Annotated in this window: 16 protein-coding genes and 1 tRNA gene; 8 read left to right on the top strand and 9 right to left on the bottom strand. The window is 66.6% G+C overall.

Annotation, left to right across the window (positions count from 1 at the left end):
• Window positions 1-319 precede the first annotated feature (319 nt).
• Entirely contained in the window at window positions 320-1462 is a 1143-nt protein-coding gene (locus AB0B14_RS33775; protein ID WP_357526127.1) for a sigma-70 domain-containing protein, read from the top strand.
• Between the two features lie 416 nt (window positions 1463-1878).
• Here AB0B14_RS33775 and AB0B14_RS33770 read toward each other — a convergent pair whose 3' ends face one another.
• The 8 genes from AB0B14_RS33770 to AB0B14_RS33735 form a co-directional block, all read right to left on the bottom strand.
• Window positions 1879-2328 carry a SitI3 family protein gene (locus AB0B14_RS33770; RefSeq protein WP_357526125.1) on the bottom strand — a complete coding sequence of 150 codons (450 nt, stop codon included), beginning with the start codon at window positions 2326-2328 and terminating at the stop codon, window positions 1879-1881.
• Between the two features lie 15 nt (window positions 2329-2343).
• A complete protein-coding gene (locus tag AB0B14_RS33765; protein WP_357526123.1) occupies window positions 2344-2730 on the bottom strand; it encodes a hypothetical protein in 387 nt (128 codons plus the stop codon).
• Between the two features lie 206 nt (window positions 2731-2936).
• Window positions 2937-3464 carry a DUF6244 family protein gene (locus AB0B14_RS33760; protein ID WP_357526121.1) on the bottom strand — a complete coding sequence of 176 codons (528 nt, stop codon included), beginning with the start codon at window positions 3462-3464 and terminating at the stop codon, window positions 2937-2939.
• Between the two features lie 196 nt (window positions 3465-3660).
• Complete coding sequence (locus AB0B14_RS33755; protein ID WP_357526119.1) at window positions 3661-4299, bottom strand: hypothetical protein; 639 nt, start codon at window positions 4297-4299, stop codon at window positions 3661-3663.
• Complete coding sequence (locus AB0B14_RS33750; protein ID WP_357526117.1) at window positions 4296-5486, bottom strand: NUDIX domain-containing protein; 1191 nt, start codon at window positions 5484-5486, stop codon at window positions 4296-4298. Before AB0B14_RS33750 ends, AB0B14_RS33755 begins: the two co-directional genes overlap by 4 nt.
• The gene (locus AB0B14_RS33745) at window positions 5483-6049 is read right to left on the bottom strand and encodes a hypothetical protein (protein ID WP_357526116.1); all 567 of its coding nucleotides are present in this window, start codon (window positions 6047-6049) and stop codon (window positions 5483-5485) included. Before AB0B14_RS33745 ends, AB0B14_RS33750 begins: the two co-directional genes overlap by 4 nt.
• Window positions 6049-6972, bottom strand: a complete 924-nt coding sequence (locus AB0B14_RS33740) for a hypothetical protein (RefSeq protein ID WP_357526114.1) — start codon at window positions 6970-6972, stop codon at window positions 6049-6051. Before AB0B14_RS33740 ends, AB0B14_RS33745 begins: the two co-directional genes overlap by 1 nt.
• On the bottom strand, window positions 6969-7772 hold the full coding sequence (locus tag AB0B14_RS33735) for a methyltransferase domain-containing protein (RefSeq protein WP_357526112.1): 804 nt from the start codon (window positions 7770-7772) through the stop codon (window positions 6969-6971). The genes AB0B14_RS33740 and AB0B14_RS33735 overlap by 4 nt, the downstream gene beginning before the upstream one ends.
• A 252-nt stretch (window positions 7773-8024) precedes the next feature.
• Here AB0B14_RS33735 and AB0B14_RS33730 point away from each other — a divergent pair, with 252 nt between their 5' ends.
• Window positions 8025-9401, top strand: a complete 1377-nt coding sequence (locus AB0B14_RS33730; protein ID WP_357526110.1) for a helix-turn-helix transcriptional regulator — start codon at window positions 8025-8027, stop codon at window positions 9399-9401.
• Here AB0B14_RS33730 and AB0B14_RS33725 read toward each other — a convergent pair.
• Window positions 9377-11200 (bottom strand): prolyl oligopeptidase family serine peptidase, encoded by a 1824-nt coding sequence (locus AB0B14_RS33725; protein ID WP_357526108.1) that lies wholly within the window; start codon window positions 11198-11200, stop codon window positions 9377-9379. The two genes, AB0B14_RS33730 and AB0B14_RS33725, sit on opposite strands and share 25 nt — an antisense overlap.
• A 311-nt stretch (window positions 11201-11511) precedes the next feature.
• On the opposite strand from AB0B14_RS33725, the gene AB0B14_RS33720 reads away from it, so the two are divergent.
• The 6 genes from AB0B14_RS33720 to AB0B14_RS33695 all read left to right on the top strand — a co-directional run bounded on the left by AB0B14_RS33720 (window position 11512) and on the right by AB0B14_RS33695 (window position 16433).
• Window positions 11512-12918: an APC family permease gene (locus AB0B14_RS33720; protein ID WP_357526106.1), complete on the top strand. Its 1407-nt coding sequence runs from the start codon at window positions 11512-11514 to the stop codon at window positions 12916-12918.
• The gene (locus tag AB0B14_RS33715; protein WP_357526104.1) at window positions 12915-13928 is read left to right on the top strand and encodes an acetamidase/formamidase family protein; all 1014 of its coding nucleotides are present in this window, start codon (window positions 12915-12917) and stop codon (window positions 13926-13928) included. Before AB0B14_RS33720 ends, AB0B14_RS33715 begins: the two co-directional genes overlap by 4 nt.
• Before the next feature lie 11 nt (window positions 13929-13939).
• The gene (locus tag AB0B14_RS33710; RefSeq protein ID WP_357526102.1) at window positions 13940-14617 is read left to right on the top strand and encodes a GPP34 family phosphoprotein; all 678 of its coding nucleotides are present in this window, start codon (window positions 13940-13942) and stop codon (window positions 14615-14617) included.
• Window positions 14618-14970: 353 nt separating this feature from the next.
• A complete protein-coding gene (locus tag AB0B14_RS33705; RefSeq protein WP_357526099.1) occupies window positions 14971-15615 on the top strand; it encodes a hypothetical protein in 645 nt (214 codons plus the stop codon).
• 36 nt (window positions 15616-15651) lie between these two features.
• Entirely contained in the window at window positions 15652-16284 is a 633-nt protein-coding gene (locus AB0B14_RS33700; RefSeq protein ID WP_357526097.1) for a GNAT family N-acetyltransferase, read from the top strand.
• A gap of 74 nt (window positions 16285-16358) precedes the next feature.
• Window positions 16359-16433: transfer RNA gene (locus tag AB0B14_RS33695), tRNA-Lys, on the top strand.
• The last annotated feature ends 109 nt before the right edge of the window (window positions 16434-16542 follow it).

Genomic DNA, 16542 nt, shown 5'->3' with positions numbered 1-16542 from the left:
CGGTGGCTCGGGGCGGTGCCGCGTCGAGGCGTGCGTGCCGCTCCCGCGACAGCCGCATCCGCCCCGAAAAGTCTCGGCGTCGCTGTCCCGGTCAGCCAGCGTCTTCAGGTCGGACCGCCGATCTGGTCGTCCATGACTGCGCCCGCTGCGGCCCCGACCGGTGAACACGTCGCACAGTTGGTCCGTTGGCGCCCTACAGAGCATCCTACGATCCGCTGTCGTGGCTGGAGCTGTGAAGTCTAATGTGCAGGGTAGGGATCGAAAGTCCCGGCGCGGTGCGGCAAGGAAGTACCTGGAGTGGGCTGGTGCGGAGCTGGATATGTCCCTGGCCGATATCGCGCGGCTGACCGGGTACAGCCCGAGCGCGGTCCATGATTATCGGGTCGGGCGACGAGTGCCGTCGTGGAACTTCCTACTGGACCTGATCGACAAGATCCCCCTTGCTGATCCCGATTTTAAGCAAATCGGCCCAATAATCGGTATACCTCGATCAGGCGTGGCTGAACTCTCCCGGTTTCGCCAGGAGCCGCCATCCATCTTTCTTGCCGCAGTTCGGGTGGCAGTTCGGCGGACGCGAGACCAGTTCGCGGCCAAGCTTGGTGTGAGTGTGCAGAGGGTCCAGGATGTGGAGCGTGGCCTTATTCCGGATCGGGATTATCTCCTGCGTGTCGCCCGGACCTTCCTGCCGTCTACCACGACCGTCGACGACATCATCGCCGCCTTCCCGACCCTACGTCCCTCCAAAGACGAGCTGAAAATTCGTAGTACACTTGATCGAATTCGGCTGTACCCAGATTCGGACCCACACCGTCGTCGACTCGAAAACGCTTTGGCGATCGAACTCAAGCCAATCGCCGAAAAGATTGCCACGAGTGCGGCTTGGAAGATGAATCGTCCAGAATACGCCGAAGAAGTGTGGGGTGAGGCTGTCGCTCTGGCGATCAAATACCAAGACCCGAGGCGCGGACTATTCCTCTCGTATCTCAGATCTCGTATCGCCGGGCTGTTGCACGGTCTCGTTAGAGCGGATCTTCAGACCGGGACCCGAACCGTGCTGCAGGACTACGGCTCAGCTGTTCGTGAAGCAGGGGACTCTCTGTACGCACAACTCGGGAGGTCGCCCCGTGAGGAGGAAATCGCCAGACACCTTGATGTTCCCGTTCACAAAGTAGCCGAAGTGCGTCGCGCGAACACTGCCTGCGCTCATGTAAGCATCGATCACCCCGATTTCTTGGAGCAGCAGGGTGTGGGCATCGAATACGCTGCGGGCGACACGGCTGCAAGCGATTACTCAAGACGATTGCAAGCTATGCCCAGCGAGTGGCGTGAAATCATCTATTTGCGCTTTCATGACCATCTCCCGATTTCGGATATCGCACACATGACCCAATCTGCCGAAAGCGCCGTAATCGAGACGATAGACCTCGCGCTACTTATGCTTCGCGGTAAGAGCGTCGAATAACTCTCATGCGCTCGTCCTGCGCGCCTCAGCATCAGTCCCGACGGGACCCACCCGGCCACCCCGATTCGCGACTGCCGGTGATCGTCCAGTGGACAAGCTCCTGGCTTGCCTCGCTCGTCTGCGCCGGCAGTTGCGCCGCGTGCTGCGGTGCCTGCGGGTGGCGTTCCGTCCTAAGCCACCAGTATCCAGAACGCCGACGCTGGTCAGGAGCGTGAACGCGTCGGGAGCGGGCAACGGCGGCGGCGTCGTTGCCCCTTCGCTCGTTTCGTCTCGATCACCGCGGTCACTCGCTGCGATTCCTGTTCCTGCCGTACGGCGGGGTTCCTCGGAGGAACTACCTGGATTCAAGCGCGTCGTGGGGCCGAGCTAAACGATCCTGCGCCCTCAGGCGGTCATCCCAACTCGCGGGCTTCTACTCAGGCGGGACGATGGTCGAGGCCATAGTTGTTCCACCACGACGGTCGGTGCCTTCGAAGGGCTCCTGCGACTCGGGTCAGTAGCAGCCAGTTACCGTTCAGTGTCAGTGCCGCGTCCTCCGGCCTGCTGGCGAGCAGCCGGTCGACGGCCGAGACCATGTCGGGGACCGCCCTGCCGGACGTGTCGTCCTTGTGCATGTGGAAGACGATGTTGACGTACGTGTCGGGTTCCCATTCCCATTGGGAGCCGTCGTCGTCCTCGGCGTCGTAGTAACCGTTTCTGCCCGCATAGATGCTGACGGTGTATCCGGACTCGTCACCGAGGTCAGCGCCGAGTAGTCGGGGGTATCCGGGCAGAGTTGACTCCTCGACGTTCCCGGGAGCCACGATTTCGGCCACGTGTTCCAGCGGGATGTCGCCCGCCAGCGTCAGTCGGTACTCGATACCCACGTGCTGCCTGCCTTCTCAGTCTCGTCGGACGATCTGAATGATCTCACCGCTGCGGGTCAGCGCTGTGAGTTCTTTCAGGTGGTGGATGGGCCAGTCGTCGAACTGCTTCTGCAGGGTGCCGAGGTCGCCACGCCAGTCCCGCAGGTTGAGCATGATCCGTTGGGTCTGCTGGCTCGCCACCTTTCCCGAGACTTCCGTCCAGACGCCGCGTGCGGCTTTGGCGGGGGTCGGTGAGTAGCAGTCGAAGACATGGCCTTCGATCAGGTAGTCCGGGTCCTTGTCCGGCTTCCCGGCGTCGCCCGTGTTCCGCCGCGCCTCGGCGAGCTCCTGCCTGGTCGGGTTCTGGTGCAAGCGGTAACCCTTGCCGGCGACCGTGTCGGCACACGCGTTCTCCAACTCCAACGCACGCTGCACCCTCTGATCCGCCCGGGGCGGGATCCTGGTTCGGGGCCCGGTAGGTGATCCGCCGAGGACGCCGGTGGGATGCCGGCTCCAGGGGGTGTGGTTGCGGTTACCCGAGGCACCGCTGCCGGAGGCGGGAGGCGGCGGGTTCGGATTGCTGGTGGCAAGAGGGGGCGGGCTGGCCGGTCTGGGACTGCCAGCCCCGATCAGTTTCCCGAGGACCCGATATGCCGTGCTTCAGTGATCGCGGCTTCGATGAGCTGCCGAGTGGTGCTGGTGCGCTGGACTACCAGTACCAGGACCTGCTTGATGCTTTCCAGCGCCTGTAGCAGGGGCCCGGGCTGCCCGCCCTGCAGGATCATGGTGACAAGCCGCTGTGCCTCACCAACCTGAGCGATCGTCGCTGCCGTCGCGTCTCGGGTGCTGTCTACCGCCGCGTGGACGGGTGTCAGCCCGGAGATCGTCTCCTGCGGAGTCGCTTCGTGCGGAACGGCCGCGGTTGCCTTCGTCGCCTCACCGATCGAACCGCCGAGGCTGCCCAGGCCACCTTGAATATCGGTGATCGCACTCCGCACTCGCGTTACGCCCACCGCCACCGCGGCGAAGCCAGCGCCCGCGGCCCGCAGGGCCACCTCCTGTGCCTGACTGTCGGCCGCGGCTGCCAGTCCCTGCGCGCGCTCGACGCCCGTCGCCAGTGCCCGGAGTTCAGCGGTGATCTTCTCGATGTGCGACACGTGGTCGATTCCCCAATCGAAGACTGTGATGATGTCCGGTAGCCGAAACTACCGGGGTATCTGGGAGGCCCACCAGGCATCGGCAGTCGAAGACCTGGGCCCGGAGCATGACGTGGATTGGCGGTGGAACCACCACCTACTTGTGTACTCACGGAAGTGAGCCCCAACGTGACGCCGGAAACGGGTGGACGTCCAATCAGTTGGGCGCGGCTGGGTGTAGGCCGTGGTGGAGCGCCGCGAGGACGGCTCGGCAACTATCGTCGGCTGAGGCGAAAGAGTTCACTCGCTGCGTTGGCAGCCCTGGCCAATCAGGCCCGACCCGCATCTCCTCCGCGAACGTCCGTAGGTACCCCAGGTATCGCGGACTTACGGGCTGAACTTTTTCGAGGCGTGGCAGGGCGACCCCGAGCGCATCTTCGGCGCCAAGTTCAACCGCCGTGCACGGCTGGGTTTCCTGAAGCGCGCGGACGGCGTTGGCGAGAAGTTCCCGCAGGTCGCCGAGTTTCGTGTGATGTCCTCCGGCGTGTGCGAGAGCAGAGGCGTAGACGGTCTTTGGCCCTCGATCAACGAGATGCACGCTGGTTTGCTTTTCGCTGCCCCGCCGCAGGCTGTCGATCCGACCGATCATCGCTCTCACCAGCGCTATGGCCACCTCTGTCCCGCTGCTGCTGGTGACCCAGGGGCCGAACTGTTCGGGAGCGGTAATCGGCGTGAGGTGCTGCCAAAGCGGCTCAGCGACGTGTGTGTCGATGTCTGCGGAGTTGAGTGCCTCGTGAAGGTGGCGGACAAGTGTTGTCTTGCCGCTGCCGTCGATGCCGTCGACGAAGAGGATCATCGCTGTGAGAGCTCTTCGGCGAGTCGCTGTGATTCCATGAGCACGCTGGGAACGCGCGCGGCGAGCTGTTCTGCCTGGCCGATGTTGCCCGCGCCAGCGCGTCGGTAGGCGTTGTAGTCGTGCAGCAACGCGCGGAGCTGATCACCGGGCCAGTCATGCAGGGCGTCTGCGACGTCGGGAAGTCGCAGGGGCGCATCCGGGCGCCGGTGTGTCACAAGCAGCCGGGCGGCGCTTGAGAGTACGGACAGCACCCGGCGCGCCGCGTCCTCGCGCTCCGGAACACTGTCGCGGCTCCTGCTGAGACGTAGGAGAGCAAATTTGTGCAGCACACCGATGTCACCGGCGAGGTCGGTTTCTTCCGGTAATGCGTGAGTAGGCGCGGTGCCCGCGATCACGGCGGTGTCGATTCCGACACGACGCAGTACGGCGCGCATCTTCATGTCGTACAGGTCGCCAAGGCGACGTGCGTCGCGCCCCTTGTCGTCAGCAAGGTGCAGTGATGCCCGCAGGCCAAGGCGGTGGGCGGCTCGGGTGACGGTTCCCTCGAGCTCGGTTGTCGCGCTCGATGCACCGGGCAGGTTCCAGGCGATGAAGTCGACGTCGCTCCACCCGTCGACGAAGTCGCCACGTGCGGCAGATCCGCACAGCCCGACTCCGGCTTCCGGATGCTCGGCGACGGCCGCTTGTGCCCCCGCTGCCACCTCCGCGATCAGGCGACTGAGGTCCTTGCTGAAAGGTAGAGGCCGTGCGGAACGCCAGGCGATGATGGCGAGGGCGCGGTCCAGTATCTGCTGGAATTGCGGATGACTGGCAGCCTGGCGGGCGGAGTCGGCGTCGAGCCAGCGGGCTTCCACGAAGCCTTCGTCTCGGTTCGGGGTTGTTGCCGTGGATGACGCCCTGAAGAGGAACCAGTCGACCGTTTTTGCGGCGGTTGTGCCGTCGTTGTCGACGAAGGTGTAGCCCTCCTGTCCGAGGTAGGCGCTGTAGTGCGTGTCGGTCAAGCCAGCTTCCTCGGTCACCTCCCGCGTGGCTGCCTGTAGCGGGGCCTCGCCCGGCTCCAGGCGACCCTTCGGGGCCACGGTCTGTCGTTCGCCGGTCTTCCGAATCTGGTCGAGGAGCAGGACGGACGGGGCGTTCAGGTCATCGGTCGTGACGACGGCGCCGGCCGAGGAGTAGCGACGGATCATGAGGGGATGCCTCCCGGGGGTGTCTGGATGGTCTCGAGCGCGCCACGTAAACGAGCCCTGAAGCTGGTGATGTCGGCGCTGTTGTCGATCCAATGATCGGCAACAGCGCGCCAGGTCGGTAACTGTTCGTGAACTCGCTTGCGGTCGTCCTTGCGACGGACGATCTGTTGCGCCTGCTTGGTGCTCATTCCTCGAGCCGCTGCCAAGCGTCTGATGCGCAGGGCCTGCGGCGCGGTGATGAAAATGATGTCGCATGGTGCTGGCCATGCCCGCTTCAGTTCGGCCGTGAGAGCGGCGTCGATGAAGCTCTCGACTACCAACGGGGCCTCACTGGCAATCGACAGCTCGATGAGCTTCGCGATGAACTCCTCGTACGCGAAGTCTTCGCGCGTTTCCGCGCCTTCGTGGTAGGCCTCCCGGCCCGTGGTGAGTTGCACTAGGATTGTTCGGATCTTGATGCGTCGAGCGCCGAGAGCGCCCAGGTACTCGCCCGCGCTCGATTTTCCGGCCTCGCTGGTGCCCGCGAGGAGGAGCATCGGTGGTGGCGTGGGCAGCATCGGCATCAGGTGCCTCCCGCTATCCGGCGGCTGACCGCCATGACGCTCGCGGGCAGGTCGTGTGGCTTGCCGATGCCGGCACGGACGATCGGAACGGCGCTCAGCGCCTCGATCATCTTCTCATCCCGGCTGGCTCCGCAGAGATTGCGGCCGATGCTGACGTCGTCGGGTGAGTCGAAAATCGAGACGTGGTCAAGCCTTGGGTTGCGGAGCTTGGCCTCGTGGTCGGTCACCGCGGCGCGTAGCAGGTCGCGGCCCGCTGGGGCGGGCGCCTCCCGCAGTTCGCCCGCCGGCAGTCCGTGGTCCGGGATGACGATGAGGCTCAACGGCACAGGCCGGTGCTCGGCTAGCGCCCCGGCGGGCAGATCCACCGGGTAGAGAAGCCGCTCTGCGGCCCCAGGGACCAGCAGTGCCGCCATGTCGGCTCGGAGGTGCCAGGGCATGGTCGGCATCGGCACGATGCACGGCTGGTCGTGGCGGACGACGGTGAATGCGAATTCGTCGACAAGTAGGCTTCCGCCGCGCGCGGCGAGGCCCAGCGCGAGGGAGGTCTTACCCTGCCCGCGACCGCCGTCCAGCACCGCCACGGCCGACTTTCCTTCGTCGGTGGTAATCGCGCTGCCGTGAAGGAGCGCCAGGTCGTCATTGCCCATAACGGCCATGGAACGAGCGGCGGCCTGGAGTATCCCGATCTCGAGCGTGGCCTGGCCACCGGGCAGATTTGCGGCGAGTTCGAGCAGGACTTCGTTTTTGCATGTGTCGACGATCAACCGGGTCCGGTCGCCACCGCACACGTGCATGGACTGGGTTGCCTGCCCGGTCGGGCGTTCCGCGCGGGTGATCCGGGTGACGAAGTGCCGCAGCGACGGCGGTGCCGACTTCGCGACGCGCAGCTCCAGTGAGCGGTTGCCGATGGTCAGGAGACTCATGGCTGCTCCGGGGACTTGCTGAGGACCAGCCACATGGAGTAGCGACGGTGTCTGCTGCGAATCGGGGGCGAAGGTGTCGACAAGACACCAGCTTCGGAGGTCACGATCGCGTGCTGACGAATGCCGCAGGCCGAGGCCAGGAGGTACAGCTCGGTTGCGGTGGTGAGGTGGGCGTAGCCGGGCGCGGCACCGCTGGCCTTGTTGGCCAGATAGATGATGTCGCGCGCGGGCAGTGGCCTAGAGCCAGCACGGCGTTGGCCCTGCCAACGGACGGCGCGTGCGGTCATGTCCAGGACGTTGGCGATGCGGACAAGCCCGAAGCGGCCGGCATAGTGCCAGTTGAACGTCTCTACCAGGACGCGGCCTCCCGGGGCGCACACTCGCCACAGCTCGTGCAGGGTTTCCAGCCGTTCGGCTTCGGTTGCGAGGGCGTTGAAGGAGAAACGCAGGCACCACACCTGGTCGAAGCTGGCCGTAGGTAGCGGCAGTGCGCTCATGCTGCCGTGCACGAATGTGCCGTGCGGGCACGCGACTCGGGCTGCGGTCAGAGCTGCTTCGTTGATGTCGACGCCGACGACGTTGCCGCCGAGCGCGGTGATCGCCCGGGTCACACGACCTGCTCCGCACCCGACATCGAGGATCCGCGCCTCGGTGCCGAGCCCGTGGTAGAGCGCCTCCTCGCATGTACGCAGCGGCGCTGTGTCGTAGAACGAGGTTTCACCCGCGTAGTGCGCCTGATTCAAGGAGCGGATCATCGCCCCGTAGTCGATCTCGGTGATATCGCCATGGGTAGTCGTCATCGCAGGCCCCAACCTCCATCGACGTGCGGCGTGGTGCCGGTATCTCCACACTCACCTTTCGAGTCCTCTGGGTGAACGCCGGGCATGCGGACGAAGTGGTTGTCCGCATCCGCGTGCCCAACGTGTGGGGCTGTCAATCGGCAGCGATTCAGGCGATCCTGGTTGCATCCCGCCAGACGGTGAGCGACCCTATGTGCGATGTCCACGCCGCTCGATTTCGCTTGGTCCGGAGTGGCCTGAGGAGGCGGTGTCATGGGTCAGGCCCCGCGGGCGCTACAGCCATCCTTGTCCGAGCGGCATTTCTTCGGTGCCGAACTCCGACAGCGGCGGGAGCGGGCCGATCTCTCCCAGGCTCGCTTGGGCTCCATGATCCGATTTAGCGCTGATCTGATTCGTCGGGTCGAGACCGCGGACCGATTCCCCTCTCGGGAATTCGTCGAGGCATGTGACAAGGCGCTGGCGGCCGACGGAGCCCTGATTCGACTGCTACCGCTGCTTGAGAAGACGCGGAACGAGGAGGGCCCGCCGCCGGCCGGCCCTGCGGGCGGCACCAAGTTGCTGCCCACCTACTCGGCGCAGCCGTCGGTGATATCTGAGATGGTCGTCCGGGTCCCATTTCAACCGGGGGTCCTTGATCGTGCCGCCCTGGACTGGCTGAATGCCCCATCCGGCCCGCTCCTGTCCCTGCACGCGCGACCCGGCTCGTCTGATCAGGTCTGCGATGAGGACCTCTTTTCCGCTGAGACCGCCCTGGAGATGTTCCGACAGTTGGACCACACGCACGGCGCTGGACGGATCCACGCCCAGGTGCAGCGATACGTCGAGGATGAGCTGAACCGGTTGCTGGCGAACAGTCCCGCCTCGGAAGCGATCGGTCGGCGTCTGTACACGCTGGCGGCTGGCTTCTTCGAGCTGTGCGGCTACCAGGCGGTCGATACCGGTGCCTATGGTCTCGCACAGCGCCGCTACCTACGTGCATTGCGGTTGACGCAGGCCGCCGAGGACCGCCTCTACGGCAGCTACCTGCTGGCTGTGAACATCGGCCACCTCGCGCTGCACTGCGGTCACCCCGAGCCGGCCCTGAGGATGGCGCTCACGGCGGTGCGAGGCGGTGAGGGTCTGGCGACGCCAGCCGTGAAGGCAGGGCTGCACGCCGTGGTGGCACGCTCGCACGCCCGACTCGGACGTGAAGGCGAGTGCCTCAGCCACCTAGACATCGCGGAGAGACATCTGGCCCGCAGCCGGCCTGAGGACGAGCCGACATGGATTAGGTACTTCACGTCGGCGTACCTGGCGGACGAGATGGCCCATTGCTTCCATGACCTGGGCAGACCGCAGCAGACGCAACAGCACCTGGGTGACGCTCTTGCCGCGTTGAGTCCCACGCACGTCCGTCGTCTTGCCATCGACACCGCGCTACTGGCCTCGTCGTTGGCCGCCGCCGGCCGCATTGACGAAGCCTGCGTTGCCGCCCGGGAGGCGGTAGATCATGCGGCGAAGACCGCCTCGCACCGTTGCTTGCAGCGCGTCGTCGAGGTCCAAGCCGACCTAGAGCCCTACCGATGCGAGCCGGAGGTTCGTGAGCTCGGCGAATACGTTCGCCATCAGCTGCCGCTCGCTGCAGTGTGACCGCCTCGACTGGTCACGGCAGCTGCTATCGCTGCGCGGTAGTGGACCAATTCCGCCTCCAGTGCCGCACCCGCCCGCTTGGAAGTTGCCACGTAGTGTCCGATGCCGGGGAGGAGCAGCAGCTCGTGAGGGACAGTGCGAGCCTCCAGTTGATCGGCAAGTTCCCGTACGTCCTCGGCCACGGCCACTTCATCGGCAGTGCCGTGAATGAACAGCACAGGTCGCTGGACGGCGGCGGCATCGACTCGCCCGGCACCGCCGCGAAGCCGCATGGCATGTGCACGTTGGAATCGGGGCACAGTCTTCGTCCACCGGTCAGGATCCACGATCGCTGAAATGGCGGTGGCAGCAGCGAACGGACTATCCTGCGCCACCGCGTGCAGCGCCGTGTATCCGCCAGCGCTGGCACCGCGGATGAAGACCTGTCCTGGGACGGCTTGCCCTGCCGTCAGGAGCTGGTTCGCCACTGCTACGCAGTCATCGACGTCGTCTAAGCCCCACCGGCCATACAGAGATTCCCGGAAGGCTCGGCCGTACCCCGTGCTGCCGAGGTAGTCCACGTCGACGACAGCGAATCCGCGACTGGTGAAGAACTGCGCCTGCCAGTCCAGGCGCAGCAGGCAGGATGCTGTTGGCCCAGGGTGCGCCCGAACGATCACAGGAGCCCGCCACGACGTCGGTGAGCCCGTCGGTGGATACACCAGCGCCAAGACCTCACGGTCATCAGTGACGCGGACCCGCAGCTCAGTCGGCGTCGACACCTGAACCCGGGCAAGCCCGGCGTGCTCCGATCGTGCAAGCACCTCCACCTGCGGGTCGTCACCGGCTAGGTGAACGAGCGCAATCTGGGGCGCCGCCGTTGGTGACGAACCGATCAACGCCACCGTCGTACCAAGCGCGGCCAGGTAGGGCTTGATCGACGTGTACGGCAGATTCACCTGGCGGACGGTGCCGAGAGCGTCGATGACAACGAGTCGGTGTCGCGGCCCCTCCTGGACTGCCACGACGATTCGACCGTCGTCGAGAAATTCGTATGACGCGTAACCCAGCTCCCACGGCTCTGCGGCGCACTCGCCGGCGATGGATGCCACCGCCTCGACCCTGTCTCCATCCCAGCGGAACAGATTCCACCAACCGCTGCGGTCTGACATGAAGTACAACGCGGCATCGGGTCCCCACCGAGGCTCGATCGCTGACTCGTCGGCACCGCCGGCGACCCTGACCGGTGCCTCAATGTGACCGTGCGATGAATAGGGTGCCACCCATACCTCACAGGCATCCCAAGGCATGTCACGCTCGCTCCAAGCAGACCAGGCCAGGGAATTCGTACCTGGCCTTGGTGCGCTCAGGAAACCTCTGCTCGCGACGAGGGTTCTCAGCTGTCGTGCGCCCGTGAGTGGAAGCGCGATCAGCTCGTCGCCGTGGTCCGACTCTCGCACTGCCAGCAACTCGCCGTCGCCGAGCGTCAGATCTCCCAAGGATGCCCGGCTGACCAGGTCGAGCTCCTCGCCTTGACGGCCCTCGTACAGGCCACCTTCGCCGACACACCACAACGACTCCCCGGCGATGGCGAAAGACCCGCCACCATAGGCGTGAACGTTGTTGGTGACGTCGAACCCCGCAGGGCTGGCATCGAACTTGCCCTCGCCAGCCCGCCAGCGCGTCAATGTCGTGACCCCGCCAGCGTCCGGACGGGTTTCCAACCAATAGAGCGTGCCGTCAGAGACCCGAAGCTGGTCGTAGCTGACAGACGCGCTGACAGCGTCGGCCAACGAGACGGCGGCGACCGAATCCGCCACTTGCACGGCCCTCCTCGAACAACTCTGGCATGCCCCGCCCGCCGCCGGACCGGCCGGGGCGAGTGTCCCTCGGACACCGGCGACTCTACGCCGGACTTGCCTGTCCCGACCGCCGGACTTCTTGTGCCGAACTGGCCGCTGGCCGGGTCGTCGCGTCATAGCTCTCTACATGCGGACAACTTCTCTGTCCGCAATTCCGGTATCGACCCGGCTATTCGTTCCGAGCGACCCTTTCGACTGGGAGAGGCCCGCAGGCCGGACCGGCAATGGCTGCCTGCCCAGACAAACGCGAGCTGATCGAAAGGGCTGCGATGCAATTGAAAGAGGAATTGAAGCGTTACGGCTACCGGCAAGAATTGAGCCGTCAACTAAGGTTCCGGGATCTACTTGCCTACGGGTTGGTGTACATGGTGCCGATCGCGCCGATGGCGATCTTCGGCAGCGTCTACGCCGGCTCCGGCGGGATGGTGGCCCTGGCCTACGCGGTCGGTGTGGTGGCGTTGGTGTTCACGGCGTTCTCGTACGCGCAGATGGTGAAGGCGTTCCCGATGTCGGGCAGCGTCTACAACTACGCAGGGCGCGGCATCAGCCCGCCTGTCGGGTTCCTCGCCGGCTGGGTGATCCTCCTCGACTACGTGCTCGTGCCGGGGCTGTTGTACCTGGTGGCGTCGGTGGCGATGCACGCCACGGTCCCGGCGGTGCCGGTGTGGCTGTGGCTGCTCGGGTTCGTCGCGGTCAACACGGTCGTCAACTCGGTCGGCATCCGCATGACCGCAGTGGTTACCCGGGTGATGCTCGTCGGCGAGTTGATCATCTTGGCGGTCTTCGTGGCCGTCGCGGGCTGGGCTCTCGCGACCGGGAAGGGCCGGTTCAGTTGGGAGGCGTTCTACAACTCCGACACGTTCACCTGGTCGGTGGTGGCGGGGGCGGTGTCGCTCGCGGTGCTGTCCTTCCTTGGCTTCGACGGGATCTCCATGCTGGCGGAGGAGACCAAGGGCGGCTCCCGTCAGATCGGCCGCGCGATGGCCGCCGTTCTGGTCTTGGCGGGGGTGCTGTTCGTCGCGCAGACGTGGCTGGCCGCGATGCTCGTCCCCGACCCCGGCAGCCTTCTTGCGGAGGGCGATCCAAACGGCACTGCCTTCTACGACGCCGCCGCCGTGGCCGGTGGGGGTTGGTTGGCGACGATGTGCGCGGTGGCGACGGCGATCGCGTGGGGGTTGCCGAACTCGATGGTCGCGCAGGTCGCGACGTCTCGGCTGTTGTACGCGATGGCCCGTGACCGGCAGTTGCCGGCGTTCCTGGCGAAGGTGTCGATCCGGCGCAACGTGCCGATCAACGCGACGCTGCTCACCGGCGCGGTGTCCCTGGCGCTGGGCCTGTACATGGCCACCCGTGCGGATGGGATCACCCTGCTGTCATCGCTGATCAACTTCGGGGCGATGGTCGCGTTCCTCGTCCTGCACGTCTCGGTCGTGGTGCATTACCTCATCCGGGCGCGCAGCGGGAACTGGTGGGCGCACCTGGTCATGCCCGGCATTGGCTTCGCCATCTTGGTGTGGGTGGTGGTCAACGCCAACATCGCCGCCCAGCGCCTAGGCCTGGCATGGCTCGCCCTCGGCGTCATCGTTCTGGCTGGTCTGTACCTGTCCGGCCGTCGGCCTGCCCTGTCGGGGTTGGCGCCCGCGCAGCCGCAGGCGCGTCACGTGGAGCGGGTGTGACCGGCATGGACAGGTTCACCTACCGGCCCGCCCGCGACGAGCTGGCCTACACCTTCGGCGGTCGGATGCCGGTTGCGCACGTGCGCGGCGGTGACGTGTTCACCGTCGTGACGCAGGACTGCTTCGGTGGCCTCGTGAGGGGGCCGGCGGACCTGCCGTCGCAGGTGTGCCGCATGCCGTACCTCAATCCGGTGTCCGGGCCGTTCTTCGTCGAGGACGCCGAGCCCGGCGACACCCTCGCCGTCCACCTCGCCGCCATCACCCCGGCCCGGGACTGGGGTGTGTCCTCGACGTTTCCGCACTTCGGCGCACTGACCTCTACCTCCCACACCGCTACCCTGCAACCGCCGCTGGAGGAGCGGGTGTGGGTGTACGGCATCGACCGGCGGGCCGGGACCGTACGGTTCGAGGCCACGCGCAGCGACCACACCGTGGACCTGCCGCTGGACCCGATGATCGGCACGATCGGTGTCGCCCCCGGCGGGTTCGAAGCCCGATCCACACTCGTGCCCGACACCCACGGCGGGAACCTCGACACCCCACACCTGCGCGCCGGCACCACCCTCTACCTCGGGGTGAACGTCCACGGGGCGATGCTCGCGCTCGGCGACGGACACGCCCGCCAGGGCGAGGGCGAGGCCTGCGGCGTCGGCGTGGAGATCGCCACGACCACCACCCTCGCCATCGACGTCATCAAAGGCGTCACCACACGCTGGCCGCGGTTGGAGACCGACCGGAACATACTGACGATCGGTTGCGCCCGCCCGCTGGAGGATGCCTACCGCATCGCCCAGCACGACCTCGTCGGCTGGGCCGCCGCCCTGACCGGCCTGGAAACCCTGGACGCCTACCAGCTCGTGTCGCAGGCCGGGCGGGCGCCGGTCGGCAACGTCTGCGACCCCAACTACACCGTCCTCGCCGCCATCGACAAAAACCTGCTCCCCGCCCCCGGTACCGCGTACGGCGGGGCACACGAGCGGCTGCGGCGGCTCACCGCCGGGCTGCGGTAGGAGCTCCGCCGATGACCGCGTCGATCCCGCGCCTGCCGCTGCGCGACGAGCTGTTCCTCCTCGGCCACGACGACGACACCGGACACCCCCACGTGCACCGGCAGACCCTCGCCCTCGGGCTCGCGGGCGCGGTCCTGATCGACCTGTACCTGGCCGGGCGGGTGATCCTCGACCCGAACGACGACACCCGCCCGGTCAGCCACCTGCGGATATACCCGCACATCGACCGGCCAGTCGGAGACCTGATCGCCGACGCCGCGACCGCCACCATCCGCCACACCCACCCGCTACTGCGGGGGTGGCTGCGCGGGTTCTCCGCCGACCTCTACGACCGCACCCGTAACGGCCTCGTCGCGGGCGGAATCCTGCGCCGCCACACCCGACGGCGCTTCGGCGGCCTCATACGCGCCGACACCTACCTGCCCACCCACAGTAAGTGGGCAGTCATCGCTCGCTCCCGCCTGCGCTACCTCGCCGCCGGCCGCGAACAACCCGACAACCACACCGCGGCCCTCGCCGGCCTCGTCGCTGATCTCGGCCTCACGCACCACCTCTACCTCGACGACGACACCACCGTCCTGGCCGCTCGCCTGAAGGCCGTCGCCGCGCAGCACTACCAGCCGGTGCGCCACATCACCGCCGCCGTAGACGCCGCCGTGGGTGACCTCGCTACGGCCACCTACCGCTAGCCCCAATTCACCTCACCTCAAGAAAGCTGGCCGTGAACAACCTGCCCCACGCGCGACCCGTGGCCGAGACGCCCCACCCGGTGGGCCGCCGAGCCGTAAGAGTCACTGCCGCCGCCTGCGCGCTCGGCCTCCTCGCCACCGCCACAGCCATTCCGGACTGGACGGGCACCGCCGGGCCAGCCCAATCCCCACCCTCGCCCTCCACCACCGCCGCGTCCCAGTCGGCCGTGTCTCCGTGTCCGTCAACTGCCGCCCTGACCGCGACACAGCTCAAGGCACGCGCGCAGCAGAAACTCGACCCATCGCCGACGCATCTGCCGGAGTCGGCCCCGGCGCGGCAGGCTCTGGAAGCGGTGACGGTTGGGCCGTCCGGCTGCGATTCCATCCCGGGTCGGTTCGCCTATGTCCACCTGCTGCAATGGGCCACGGACACCGCGATCGCGGGCAGCAGCACCACGCGGATCGTGCTGTTCGAAGAGCGACGCTGGCGCGCCGACGACGCCTCCGGGCGCATCATCCGCAGCCGCTACCCCGGCGGCAACCAGCCCACCGACGACAGCACCTACCACCCCGGCGAGTTGGACGGACCCATCGGCCCGGTCGCCGCCGACCCGAAAGTGCTCACCGCGCACATCGACTCCACCCAGCCCCGATTCCGCGGACCCACCGCCGTCATCCGCGGCCTCGCCAGCCTGCTCGGCTGGCGTACTCCCAACCAAGCCGCCCGCACCGCGGTCCTCACCGTCCTGCGCGACACCCCCGGCATCGCGTACCACGGCTCGGTGACCGACCGGGCGGGCCGAACCGGTGTCGGCGTCAGCGCCACCTCCCACGCCATCCGCTTCCTGCTGATCCTCAACCCCGCCACCGGCGAACTACTCGCCTACGAAAGAGCCGCGCTCACACCGCCACCTGGCAGCGACCGGACCGGCCCCCTGGTCGACGACTACCACCTGTTCCTCGTCCACACCCGTGCCACCAGCAGCGGCAACTCCTGACCTGCGCGACCAACAACATCGAGGGGACATCTCGCCATGGACTCTTTAACGCTGATCCGCGCCGCCCGCTGGGCGGACAAAGACCACGTCGCCGCACTCATCGCCGACGCACTGCATCCCAGCCCTCTCGCCACCTGGCTGATCCCCGACCCAGGCCCACGCCGCCGAATCCTCACCGACGTTCTCGGCATCTGGGTCGAACACGCCATGTTCTACGGCGACATTCACCTCACCGACGACGCCACCGCCGCCACCGTCGGCTTCCACCGATACCGCAGCATCCCCCCACCAGCGCAGTACCAGATGCGACTGGCCGACGCGGCAGGCCCGCACCCCGACCGCTTCGACACTCTCGATCGGCTGCTCGCCAAGGCGCGGCCCACCGAGCCCCACTACGAGCTGGCGTTTCTCGCGGTACGGCCCAGCAGCGCAGGCGCCGGCTACGGCACCGCCATGCTCGCCCACCACCGCAGTCGCCTCGATCACCTAGGCCTGCCGCCATGGACCAGCACCACCTCGGCCAGTGACCTCTACAGCAGGCACGGCTACACACCCCGTCCCCCGATCATCCTGCCGGACGGTCCGAGCCTGCACCCGATGCGCCGCAACCCCGAGGCAGACGGCAATCGGCGGGAGGGTATCGCCGCTCACGCGTCACGGCGGGCCTAGATCAGCATCGCTCGTCTGGACTGGGGGGCGGACATCAACCTGGGCGCAGGCGGTCGGGTAACCTGAAGCGCAGAGGGCTGTTAGCTCAATGGTAGAGCTGAGGACTTTTAATCCTTAGGTTCTGGGTTCGAGTCCCAGGCGGCCCACCACTGAGCTGGGAAGATAGCTGTTCATCGTTACCCCTCGGCTGTTTCGCGTCGATATTTGTCGGATTTGCGGCCTCGTGTGCGAGCAACCGTCGAGCACCCAGCATCGGGA

The organism is Micromonospora sp. NPDC049171 (assembly GCF_040648275.1).
In the GTDB taxonomy this organism is placed as follows: domain Bacteria; phylum Actinomycetota; class Actinomycetes; order Mycobacteriales; family Micromonosporaceae; genus Micromonospora.
Note: the sequence above shows the minus strand (reverse complement) of the source record. Positions and strands in the feature narration are given on the sequence as shown.

What these genes read in the sequence shown, in the direction of transcription:
- AB0B14_RS33775 (WP_357526127.1), top strand. Translation starts at nt 320, where the DNA reads ATGTCCCTGGCCGATATCGCGCGGCTGACCGGGTACAGCCCGAGCGCG.
- AB0B14_RS33755 (WP_357526119.1), bottom strand. Translation starts at nt 4,299, where the DNA reads ATGATCCTCTTCGTCGACGGCATCGACGGCAGCGGCAAGACAACACTT.
- AB0B14_RS33730 (WP_357526110.1), top strand. Translation starts at nt 8,025, where the DNA reads ATGGGTCAGGCCCCGCGGGCGCTACAGCCATCCTTGTCCGAGCGGCAT.
- AB0B14_RS33720 (WP_357526106.1), top strand. Translation starts at nt 11,512, where the DNA reads ATGCAATTGAAAGAGGAATTGAAGCGTTACGGCTACCGGCAAGAATTG.
- AB0B14_RS33750 (WP_357526117.1), bottom strand. Translation starts at nt 5,486, where the DNA reads ATGATCCGTCGCTACTCCTCGGCCGGCGCCGTCGTCACGACCGATGAC.
- AB0B14_RS33700 (WP_357526097.1), top strand. Translation starts at nt 15,652, where the DNA reads ATGGACTCTTTAACGCTGATCCGCGCCGCCCGCTGGGCGGACAAAGAC.
- AB0B14_RS33735 (WP_357526112.1), bottom strand. Translation starts at nt 7,772, where the DNA reads ATGACGACTACCCATGGCGATATCACCGAGATCGACTACGGGGCGATG.
- AB0B14_RS33710 (WP_357526102.1), top strand. Translation starts at nt 13,940, where the DNA reads ATGACCGCGTCGATCCCGCGCCTGCCGCTGCGCGACGAGCTGTTCCTC.
- AB0B14_RS33740 (WP_357526114.1), bottom strand. Translation starts at nt 6,972, where the DNA reads ATGAGTCTCCTGACCATCGGCAACCGCTCACTGGAGCTGCGCGTCGCG.
- AB0B14_RS33745 (WP_357526116.1), bottom strand. Translation starts at nt 6,049, where the DNA reads ATGCCGATGCTGCCCACGCCACCACCGATGCTCCTCCTCGCGGGCACC.